Annotated in this window: 8 protein-coding genes; 5 read left to right on the top strand and 3 right to left on the bottom strand. The window is 35.0% G+C overall.

Going from position 1 to position 11,893, the window contains the following annotated elements; genetic code table 11:
- Positions 1-2 precede the first annotated feature (2 nt).
- The 3 genes from H6X70_RS11850 to H6X70_RS11840 all read left to right on the top strand — a co-directional run bounded on the left by H6X70_RS11850 (position 3) and on the right by H6X70_RS11840 (position 4,338).
- Positions 3-1,748, top strand: a complete 1,746-nt coding sequence (locus tag H6X70_RS11850; RefSeq protein ID WP_194767901.1) for an endo-1,4-beta-xylanase — start codon at positions 3-5, stop codon at positions 1,746-1,748.
- Entirely contained in the window at positions 1,748-3,418 is a 1,671-nt protein-coding gene (locus H6X70_RS11845; RefSeq protein WP_194767900.1) for a sulfatase, read from the top strand. Before H6X70_RS11850 ends, H6X70_RS11845 begins: the two co-directional genes overlap by 1 nt.
- Positions 3,419-3,591: 173 nt before the next feature.
- Positions 3,592-4,338 carry a DKNYY domain-containing protein gene (locus tag H6X70_RS11840; protein ID WP_194767899.1) on the top strand — a complete coding sequence of 249 codons (747 nt, stop codon included), beginning with the start codon at positions 3,592-3,594 and terminating at the stop codon, positions 4,336-4,338.
- A 23-nt stretch (positions 4,339-4,361) separates the two neighbouring features.
- Here the strand turns inward: H6X70_RS11840 and H6X70_RS11835 are convergent, their stop codons facing one another.
- From H6X70_RS11835 to H6X70_RS11825, 3 genes are all read right to left on the bottom strand, one after another.
- Positions 4,362-4,793: a type II toxin-antitoxin system VapC family toxin gene (locus H6X70_RS11835; protein WP_068602414.1), complete on the bottom strand. Its 432-nt coding sequence runs from the start codon at positions 4,791-4,793 to the stop codon at positions 4,362-4,364.
- A complete protein-coding gene (locus tag H6X70_RS11830) occupies positions 4,783-5,037 on the bottom strand; it encodes a DUF6364 family protein (RefSeq protein WP_194767898.1) in 255 nt (84 codons plus the stop codon). The genes H6X70_RS11835 and H6X70_RS11830 overlap by 11 nt, the downstream gene beginning before the upstream one ends.
- 110 nt (positions 5,038-5,147) lie before the next feature.
- A complete protein-coding gene (locus H6X70_RS11825; RefSeq protein ID WP_194767897.1) occupies positions 5,148-8,585 on the bottom strand; it encodes a T9SS type A sorting domain-containing protein in 3,438 nt (1,145 codons plus the stop codon).
- A 294-nt stretch (positions 8,586-8,879) separates the two neighbouring features.
- On the opposite strand from H6X70_RS11825, the gene H6X70_RS11820 reads away from it, so the two are divergent.
- Positions 8,880-10,247: a sulfatase gene (locus tag H6X70_RS11820; RefSeq protein WP_262893308.1), complete on the top strand. Its 1,368-nt coding sequence runs from the start codon at positions 8,880-8,882 to the stop codon at positions 10,245-10,247.
- 52 nt (positions 10,248-10,299) lie between these two features.
- The gene (locus H6X70_RS11815) at positions 10,300-11,892 is read left to right on the top strand and encodes a sulfatase-like hydrolase/transferase (protein WP_194767896.1); all 1,593 of its coding nucleotides are present in this window, start codon (positions 10,300-10,302) and stop codon (positions 11,890-11,892) included.
- The last annotated feature ends 1 nt before the right edge of the window (position 11,893 follow it).

The raw sequence follows: 11,893 nt of genomic DNA, 5'->3' as shown, positions 1-11,893 counted from the left end.
CTATGAAAAATATTCTAAACCTCATCATATTAATCATTGGCTTTAGCGCTTTAGCTCAAAATAATCCTAAAGGACAGGATTTAATTATAGCCGAACGCTTAAAATTTATTTCAGCAAATCCAGACTATGGTAAAGTTGAAAAAATGAACGTTGGAACCGATAGCTTAGAGCTTCTTTTTAAAACCGAAAAAGAACCCAAGTTTATACACAATTTATCATCCAACTTTCACATAACAAAAAGTAATTATAAAAAAGGCCGTGTTTTTCTTTTATCTTTTCAAGCGAAAACGATGACCTCAAGTTTAGAAACTGGTGAAGCCAAAGCTCTATTTATCTTCAAACAACTCGATAATTATCAAGGTAACATCGCTTCTACCCAAACGTTTTCTAGCAATTGGCAAACCTACTACATTCCTTTTGAAACGAACCGATACGTTAAGAAAGAAGATTTAGGCATTGTGATGCAATTCGGATTTAGAGAACAATCCTTTCTTATTAAGAATTTGAAATTTGAAAGTTTCCCAGAAGGTACCGCTTTTGAAGATTTACCAAAAACAGAAATCACCTATGCAGGCATGGAAGCCGATGCCCAATGGCGTATAGAAGCTAACAAACGTATTGAAGCCATTAGAACAGGCCAATTTCAATTACACTTAACAAAAAACGGAACGGTAATACCGCATAAAAAAGTACACATTAAATTAATAAAACACAGTTTTCCTTTTGGTGCAGCACTTAATGCCAAAGATGTTGTTGAAGACAATTCAAAATATAAAAACTTTAAAAAAGCCTTCAATCTTGCGGTTTTTGAAAACGATTTAAAAATTAAAAGTTGGGAAAAGCCTAAATCCAGACAAGCAACTTTAGATGCGATTACGCAATTAAGAAGCGACGCTATTCATGTTAAAGGTCATGTTTTAATTTGGCCAGGATTTCGTTATTTAACGCCTAAAATTAAGGAAAACAAAGACAACCCTGAAAAAGTAAAAAGCTTAATGCACGAACATGTAACCAATGTTTTAACGCTCACAAAAGGACAAATTTCTAACTGGGATGTGGTTAACGAAGCTTACACCAACAAAGATTTACAAACTATAACCGGTTCGGAAGATATTTTATACGAAGGTTTTAAAAGTGCAAAAGCTTTACAACCGCAAGCACGACGTTTTACAAACGAATACGGTATTATTAGTAAAGGTGGTTTAGACACCCAAAAACAACAATGGTATTACGATTTTATAAAACGTATAGACGAAAATACCAACGGTTTAGTACAAGGTATAGGTATTCAAAGTCATATTGGTAGCGACCTCACTCCTCCAGAACGCGTTTTAGAAATTTTAGCCTTTTATGCGACGCTAGGAAAACAAATTAGTATTTCAGAGTTTACCATGGACATTCAAGAGCCTAAAATTAGAGAACAATACACCCGCGATTTTATGATTGCTGCCTTTTCGCACCCAAACGTCTCTGAGTTTTTGTTTTGGGGCTATACCGAAAATGCCAAGAAAAAAGTTGATATTTTTAAAGAAAATGGCGACATTGGTGCTATGGGTAAAGCTTATTTCTCTTTAGTTGATGGCGCCTGGAAAACCGACTTAAATGCGGTAACCGATGCCACTGGAAACCTTAAAGCAAAAGGTTTTTATGGCGAATACGAATATGCTTTTGTTGAAAATGGTAAAGTGATAACCGGAACATTTTTAGTGCAACCAAGACATCAAAACTTTATAAAAATTGAACTCTAATGAAACCTATTTTATTTTCACTTTTAGTTATTTTAAATCTATCCTGTAAAGTAGAACAGGACAAAAAAGCCCCTGAAATTGCTAAACAACAACCTAATATCCTTTGGATTGTTTGTGAAGACATTAGCCCTACCCTTTCTTTCTACGGCGATAACACGGCTAAAACGCCTCATTTAGACGCTTTATCTAAAGAAAGCTTAATTTACGATAACGCTTATGCTGTTGTTGGTGTTTGTGCGCCAAGCCGGTCTGCTATTGTAACAGGCATGTATCCTACAACTTTAGGTACCATGCACATGCGCACAGGAAAAGATATTCAATCTTGGGGAAATAGAAATTATAAAAAGGAAACTAATGTTGTCGATTTAGAAGGCAACCCCGTTATTGAATATGCCGCAGTAATCCCAGAATACATAAAATGTTTCCCAGAATATTTACGCGAAGCGGGATATTTTACGAGCAATCATCAAAAAACAGATTATCAATTTGCAGCGCCTGTAACGGTTTGGAATCAAAATAATGCACAAGCACATTGGAGAAATCGTGCCAAAGGCCAACCCTTTTTCTCTGTATTTAATTTTGATATAACCCACGAAAGTAAAATCTGGAAGAACAGCAAATTACCCCTAACGGTTAATCCAGACAGCGTACCTCTACCCCCTTATTATCAAGATACCAAAACATCTAGAACCAATGTGGCTCGTAATTATAGCAATATTGAATTGTTAGACCAGCAGGTTGGGAAATTAATTGCGCAGCTTAAAAAAGACGGACTTTACGATAACACCATCATATTTTTCTACAGCGATCATGGTGGACCATTACCAAGACAAAAACGTGACATACACAAAAGTGGATTACACGTACCTTTTATGGTGAAGGATTTAAAAGGCACTAAAGGCCGTACCGATCGTCTGGTTTCCTTTGTAGATTTAGCGCCTACTATTTTAAGTTTGGCTGGTGCCGAAATTCCAAATCATCTTCAAGGCAATGCTTTTATGGGTGAAAAAGATAGCCAACCTAGAGATTATGTTTTTGGAACCTCCGATCGTTTTGATGAAATAACCGATCGTTCGCGTGCGGTATACGACAAACAATACCTTTATGTGATTAATGATTTTCCTGAAAAATTGTGGTATAAAGATATTTCATACCGCTTGCAAGTCCCTATGATGAAAGAAATGATTCAGCTTCGTGATGAAAACAAATTAAACGCTGTACAAAGCACTTGGTTTCAACCGAAACAAGATGAAGAATTATTCGATATAAAAAACGACCCAAACAGGTTACATAATTTAGCCGATAACCCAAAATTTTCTGATGTTAAAAAACGCATGCGAACGGCTTTACTAAAGTTTCGTGACTCCCATACCGATTTAGGCATGTTGCCTGAGAACCAATTAATAAAAAACATGTGGCCTAATTTTGAGCAGCCTGTAACAGCTTCAGTAGAAGTAAAAAATAATAAGGGTGTAGTTTCCTTGAATTCTAAAACCAAAGGTGCTTCAATAGCCTATATTATTTCAGATACATCTGAAGAAAAACTCGATTTTAATAGCCCATGGCAAGTGTATTCAAAACCAATAAACGTAAAACAAGGGCAATTCATTTACACCATGGCACAACGTATTGGTTATAAAGAAACTGAAATTTCAAAAACCAAAATATAGTAATCCTACATAATAAAGTCGCAGTTTACTGTTACCTAAAACGGTCTCGACTATGAGTAGTTTCGTGGGTTTAGCGGTTGATTTAACAAATACACATCAGACTAAAAATCCGCGAAGATTTTCAGAAGTAGGCTAGAACAAGCAATTACTTATATCCAATGTTGTGTGTAATTATGAAAAAAAGACATCTTTTCCAAATTTCAACTTTCTTAATACTAGTTACATTGATTTTAAGTTGCTCACCTTATGATATTCGTAAGGACGGAGTATATTATATTGAATGGAATACAGGACAAGGTAGAGTTGAAAGGAAAATCAGCAATGCCGACAAAAACACCTTCAAGCATATTAAAGGAAGATATGGGAAAGATAAAAATTTTGTATTCTTCAAACAAAAAATTATTGAAGGTGCAGATCCAAATACTTTTGAAAGATTAAAAAGAGGATATTCTATTGATAAATATAGAACATACTACTACGGAGATTCAATAACAAATTCAAGCTCTAAACAGTTTGAAATAATCAATAATTACTATTCAAAAGATTATCGAAATATTTATTATAAAAATCATGCTTTGAATGTTTGCTCTGTTGAAAATTTTGAATTCGTTTTTAACGACAGTATTGAAAATAGCTATAGACGGTGGACAAGAGATGGATGTAGTTATTTCATTAATAATGTTAAAGTACCATCCTCTGAATATGATAATTTAACTGTATACCCAAAAAGTGGAGGAATTTCTTCGGATTCGAAATATGTATATCATTTTAATCGAAATATCTATTATAATTCTAAAGGAGTAAGAATATTAGATACTATTGATATAAATACATTTGAAGTATATGGATTTATAAAATGTAGAGATAAATATGGAAGAATTAATTTATATAATGAAAAGAAACAAATCCGAATGAAATAAACTACACACAACACCGTATAACGTTAGCTCTCGTTTTTTTCTTTCATTTTTAGAAAATTCAGCGGTGTCATAACGGCAATCGAAGAATTTCTGTAATCTTTTACATTTCGTGTAATAATTGCGTCCAAATCTTTAATTGTCAAAGCAGAAGAATATTGAACGGAATCTTCATAATCAGTAAAATTATTTTTCAATGCTTGAATAATTTCCTTTTTTGTTGTTCCTATAATTTCCGTCATTTCGGTTAACAACTCAACGACTTCAAGTGTTTTTTTATGTCCTAAAAATCTTCTTGTTATATAATAAATGTTATTAATGCTTAAAGCTGACAAGTACAATTTTATATTTCCTTGTTCGTTAAGTTCAAAGAGTTCACTTGCAGGGTTTACGTGAGGTGCTCTATCGGTAAAAAAGTCAATGACTACATCCGAGTCAACAAAAAGCTTATACTCCATACTTTTTTGAAAGTTCTTCAGTTAATATTTTTTTGTAGTCAAGGTCATTTTCAGATTTTATAATTCCTCTAAGTTTTCTAACTTTAGGTGAAAGTTCTTTTTCTTTAAGTTTAATCCTTTTTACCGTAACAAATTTGAAATAGTTTTCTACCATTTCAGAAAGACTTAATCCTTTCTCTTTAGCATATTCTTTGGCGATTTTGATGACTTCTTTTTCTATTGTCAAAGTTAATTTCGTATTCATACTATTTGCTTTTTAACAAAAATACGTGTTTGTTTTAACTTTTGCAACACGTGTTTATTTGAAATGAGAGCTAACAACCATGTAAACTGCGACTAATTTTTAAATGAATTTTACTCTTTAACGATTTTAAGCAAAGCGTTTAAACTGTTATCGCCAGTAATCTTCACAAAATATAAACCTGCAGCCCCATTAAATTGCAGTTGGGTATGGGTTAAATTATCAAAGTGTTTTATCAACACGGTTTGTCCTAATAAATTATAAATACTAATATTTACATTATTGTAATTCTTATTTAGCTTTATATTTAAAAGGCCTTCCGTTGGGTTTGGATATACTTTAATTAAGTTTTCGGCAATGATATCTTTACTTAAAGTTCCTGTGTAAGTACGTCCTACCACTTCAATTTCTGCGAATTTAAGTTTGATATTGCTTGGGTGCGACGACTGAATACGCATATACCGTCCAATAGCATTCAAATTATTTTGAGAAAACTTACGAGTTGGCGTTGCATTTTTATCGTACTGATAATCGGCTTCCGACTTAGAGCCAGCATAAGTTGTGCTTGTAAATGGTGTATCTGATATAAATACAGAGAAGTTTTTAAAATGATTAGAAACGGTTTCAATATCGGAACCATTAAGTTCTACGGTGTTCCAAATATCGAAATAACTAATCTGCTTAATTTCTCCGAAATCTAAATCGTAGTAAGGTTCACTTTCTTCTTTAGTTTGAGAAAAACTTCCCACTGGCACTAAACCTCTTTGGTAATATTGCGCATTTAAACGTCCGTTATTATTTCCATCTACAGCCTTTTCTGCCTCTAATGTAATGGTAGCTGTTGGGTGTGTTCCATCGGTATAACTTAAATTACTTCGTGTAGAACTTTGCGAAACAGTTGCCAAACGACTAATCATTTGATCCTTTGGTTCTAGAGCTGCCGCAGTTTCTACTTTAGCGTTTGCAAAGACGCCAGATGTTGGCGCGTTTTTAATTTTTACGCGAACTGGAAATTCTGTATACTTAAAAGTGCGTCGGTTGGGCAAGCTTTCTTTAAGTATAAAATACAGTTGATTATTATCGTTTTCATCTTTATAAACACCGTTTGCAGCCAGATATTCTTCAAATTTAGCATGAGAAGCAAATTGATAGATACGTTTAGGGTATCCATAACGCAAAGTCCCTTGAGCCCAAGCTTGTTGAATCCCCATATCATAACTTCCAAAGTCATCGGTAATAACACCATCAACTTCAAAACGCAAGGCATTTTCTCCTGTTTCAGCATAATCAACTTCAAAGGTAGAATCGTCAATAACGGTAAATGTTGTTGGTCTAGAAACAATATCAGTAGCACTTAAATGAATGACATTATCGGTATGCTCTGTATAATTAAAAGTACCATTGACACTTGGGTTATCAACTTCCAAATCGTAAAGTTCATCAACATTAATCGTTTCTAAATTCACAAAAACCCAGGGTGTAAATCCGTTATTTCTAGTTTTAGGCCCTTGAGAATCGCTCAATACCGTTTTAGACACTTTAATACCATGCTTTAAATCCACCATCTTTATGTTTTCAAAAGTTTGGTTGTGTGAGTGTTTCCACATATCGACACCTAAAGTTTTACTAGAATTATCGCCAGAAATAAAAACATTTTTAAAGCTATAATCGGCTTGATAGGTAATAGATATACCTGTTTTAGTTCCCCAGGCTACAAATCCATCAAAAACAGAGCGCGACTCATGGTTAACCCCCATATCGCGTTCAATAGAACGTAATCCCATATTAGAATCGATCACCAAGGTATTTTCCATAATTAAGGCGGCTTCAACAGGCATAACCCCATCGCCTTCCTTACTATAACCGTTTATGCTTAGCGGAAAATTATCAACCTCGTGCCCCACTCGAGTGGTAGCTAATGCTTGTGCATCTAAGCGGTCTAGGTTATTAATGGAGTTATTCATATTAATAACCCCTACGCCTTGTTTTACATTGGCAATCACGTTATTTCTGCATAGTACAGCACGACCTTTCATGGCTAAACCTTGCCCTGAAAACAAATAATCATCATGATATAATGACGCTGTATAAGGGTCTGTTTTATGGCCTTCGGCTACATTTACAACCAAATTATTGTCCCAAGTTCCGGTTTCGCTTCCGGTTTCTGAAACAATACCTGCACCTATAATTTTATAAACGACATTTTTAGAAACGTCGGCATGAGAATCGTGATGAGTAATACCCCAACCCGGATTATCCCAAACCACATTTCCTATAACCTCTGCCATGCTTGCGTTATACGCAGCGCCTAATTTATGTAAATGAATAGAATAGCGCCCTCTAGGGTTTGTAACTTCATTGATTGGTACGGGGCGCATTTCTGCACATTCTTGACCTAATGCCGATATTTTTGAAACAAAAACTTTAGGGTCTAGCCAATTGTTCCAAATAAAATCATCTAATAGTTTTGATTTATCTGTTCGTCCTAATCTTAAAAATTGGGCGTTTTTAATTTGTACATTGTCAGCGTTATGCATGGCCATAATATGACCGCGTTGAGATACCACTTGAGTTGAAGGCGATTTAAATACAATATTACGTGTTAGGTTGCCCACATAACAATGCAATTGATCGGCAGATCGGCCTTGATGGTTTTTAGAAAGATTTGAAGTTAATGAAATGGTTGTTCCAGAAATATTCTGAATTTTCACTTGATCTTCACCATTGTTTGAAGCTATAGCATTCCCCCCACTGGTAATAATAATATCATCGTTATTTTTCCAACCTGTTGGTATTTCAGAAAGCTCAATACTGCTCTGTCCCGAAGTAGCATCGGTTGCTAGTTTAGCCATATTCAGTTTTTCTTGTCCGATAATTTCTAATTGCCCCATAGTTACCATTCCCAAACTTAATTGCGTAGGGTCCCAACTGTAACGACCTAAAACGCCCGCGCCATCGTTAATAACAGTACCTGCAGATTCAATAATTTGAAAATCTCCATTATTAGCTTGTTCTATAGTATTGTATCTGTCATCACCTTGTCCCGATCTGTTTTTAAAAGTAACGACATCATTATCTTTAAAATGATTTTTTGCCGATGCAGACCAATTATTCGTTCCCGATTTATAAGCTTCGATATCGAAAGGGGCAATTTCAACTATAATTTTTCCGTCTGAAGCCTTATTTGCCAAGAATGTAACATAAGACGAATGCATAGAAAAGAAAGTATCAAATTTCAACCTTGTAGTTTGATTGGCATTGGTTTGCTTGCAATTAAAAACCCCATCAACACGAATTGCAAAAATGTGGTCACTGGATGAACCTTCATAATTAACCGTGATATTTTTGGGAATGTAAACAAACGCTCCTGTTGAAGGAATTGTTCCTGTATTCCAAGTATTGGTATCAAACCAAGAGCCAGTTTGTTTCGCGGTATGCGTTGCGAGATTAGATGGAATTACATTCATCATATCCATTTGCGCATTAACCTGCGTAACAAATAGAATACACAATGTAAAAAACAAAAAATGTTTGTAGTAAAAATGTTTCATAAGTATAGTTTAGTTATGCTGGTAAAATTATCTTTAAAACAAACAAAGGAGGTTTGCTTTTTAACCTAAAAGGTTTCATTTAAGTCTATTTCGCTATTTTTTTGACAATTATTGGTGCATTATTGTTTAATCTCAAACCTCTGTTTTAGTCTATAGTTCTAATTTTATAATTCCAAATAAGAGCCTATGATCTTTAGATTCATTTTAAAATTGATTTGTGTTCTGAGCTTCACATGTCTAATAACATGTAAAAATCAAAACCCAAAAAACACCGTTCAAAAACCCAATATACTTTTGCTTTACATGGACGATCTGCGTCCGGAATTAGGTAGTTATGGTCTTGCACAAATAAAATCACCAAATATTGATGGCTTAGCTTCAAAAGGCGTTCAATTTAATAACGCTTATTGCAATGTTCCTGTTTGTGGAGCTTCAAGAGCCAGTATGCTTACGGGCATGTTACCCACAATAAACAGATTTTTAAACTACAATACTTTTGTAGAGCAGGAAACGCCAAATGCAGTGACGCTTCCGCAGTTATTTAAAATTAATGGTTACAAAACCATTTCTAACGGAAAAATCTATCACCATTTAGATGATAGAGAATCCGATTGGGACGAACTTTGGCGCCCTTATGCTTTTGATGAAAATGATAAAAACTTAGCACCAACCGATTATTGGCAATCCCTTTGGAAAGATTATCAAAATCCAGAAAATATGATGGAATACAAAGCCACAAATACAGGCCCTGCTTTTGAAAGCGCCAACGTAGCAGACTCGATTTATATTGATGGTTTGGTCACTCAAAAAGTGATTCGTGATTTAAAAAAGCTAAAAAACACGAACCAACCCTTCTTTTTAACCGCTGGTTTTATTAGTCCGCATTTACCATTTAACGCGCCAAAAAAATACTGGGATTTATACGATAGAAAAAGCATCAAACAACCCGAAAACTTCAACTATACTCCTAAAGATGCTCCAAAAATGAGCATTAGTACTTGGCCAGAAATGCGCGCTTATTCAAATATTCCTAAAAAAGGACAGGTTTCAGATTCGCTAGCCGTAACTTTAATTCACGGTTATTATGCCACGGTAAGCTATGTTGATGCGCTTATTGGAAGCATTTTAGATGAATTAAAAGCTCAAGATTTGGATAAAAACACCATTGTGGTTTTGGTTTCCGATCACGGTTATAATTTGCAAGAACACACGCAATGGGCAAAATTCACGAATTATAACACATCCACGCAAGTGCCTTTAATTATTTACAATCCGTTACAAAATAAAAAAGGGCACACTAATGCTTTAGTGGAGTTGGTAGACATCTACCCTACTTTAGCTGAATTATGTGAATTAGAACACCCTAAAAACCAATTGGACGGGACAAGCTTGGTTGCTGTTTTTAATGATTTGTCTTCGGAAGGTAAACCTCATGTTTTAATCAAAAAAGGAAATGGGTTTACTTTAAAAACGAAAGATTTTAGTTATACTGAATTTATAAAAGCAGAAGACAACGCAACCATAACATCGATGCTATACGACCATAGAACCGATAAATCTGAAAACGAAAATGTAGTCAATCATCCAGACTATAAAAACGTGGTTTCACAACTAAAACACACCCTTCATACGGCATTTAAACAGCAAATTGAAGGCGAATAATACGAACTAAATAATGTATAAAATTGCTATTTAACCTAATACAATCTCAAAAATGAAAAAAATTGCCATCTTATTAATACTAGTATTGCTGGTTTTTAAAACCACAAACGCTCAAAATACAGACCCTAATAAACCTAATGTTTTATTGATTTGTGTAGACGATTTACGAAATAACTTAGGCGTTTATGGCGACAACCAAGCCATTACACCAAATATTGATGCCTTGGCAGAACACGGCGTAACGTTTAGAAATCATCAAGTACAGTATGCCGTTTGCGGTCCTTCTCGTGCAGCTTTAACAACCAGTTTAATGCCAGAAGAAACGGGCGTTATTGGTTTTAAACCCATCAGACAAAAACTGCCTAACGTGACTTTTTTACCTGAATATTTTAAAAATAATGGGTATATAACAGCTGCAGCAGGAAAAATTCACGATCCAAGAACTGTTGGTAATGGAAAAAATGGTGATGGCGACGACCCTGCTTCATGGAGCATTCCGTATTTAGCTCCAAGAGGCGGCCACAACCCTAAAGGTGTTGCTATAGATTTTCAAGATTTACCCGATGAAGATTATGTAGATGGTATTATTCGCGTAAAAGGCAACGCATTATTGGAAGAAGTTGCTAAAAAAGACCAACCTTTTTTTATGGCTATTGGGTTTAAAAAACCACACGAACCTTTTATCGCTCCAAAGAAGTATTGGGATTTATACGCGAATACAAAATTTGAGGTTGCAGCCAATCAGAAAGCACCTATTGGTCGCGACGATTTAAAAACTTATGTGCCGCATGGTGAAGATGTTAAGCAAAATATAGATCCAGAAACAGGACGTATTAATGAAGCCTTTCAATTGGAACTTAAAAGAGGGTATTACGCTTGTACATCGTATGTAGATGCACAAATTGGATTGGTTGTAGAAAAACTGAAAGCATTAGGAGTAGCTAACAATACCATCATTGTAATTTGGGGCGATCATGGTTTATTTTTAGGTGAACATGGCCGTTGGAACAAACACTCGAATTTAGAAGTGGCTTCGTCTTCCCCATTAATTATTATCGATCCTAGAAACCCAAAAGCAAAAGGTGAAACTTTTTCGGCAGTATCTACCACCGATATTTACCCAACACTTTGCGAATTGGCAGGGTTACCAATTCCAGAACAACCAAAAAATGCCAATAGTACAACAGGTAGACCTCTTAAAGGACGCAGCTTAGTGCCTATTTTAAACGATACCAATGCCGAAGTTAAAATTGGAGCTGTTACCGTTTACAAAGGGCAGCGTGGTTTAGGTTACGGCTATCGTGTAAACGGGAAATACCGCTACATCGAATGGGTAAAAAAGGGTAAAGAAAATTTTTATGAGCTGTATGATTATGAAAGAGACCCCAACGAAACTAGAAATTTAGCGGTGGTTGAACATGAAATTTACGAGCCTTTACTACATAAATTCTCAAGAAATATTAGAAACGAAGGCGAAGGTGATGGATGTATGGCTTTGCTAAAAACGAAACCTTATGAAATGTCCTCAAAAAACAAAGGCAAGATTTTAGTTCGTGATGCCGATAACGATGGCATTCCAGACGACATGGAAGGCGCTGGTGACTCAGATAACGATGGTATTCCTAACTATTTAGATAAAAATTAAA

Origin of the sequence: Tamlana sp. I1, assembly GCF_015355625.1 — a bacterium.
Classification (GTDB): Bacteria; Bacteroidota; Bacteroidia; order Flavobacteriales; family Flavobacteriaceae; genus Pseudotamlana.
This window is presented reverse-complemented; position numbering and strand designations above follow the sequence as displayed.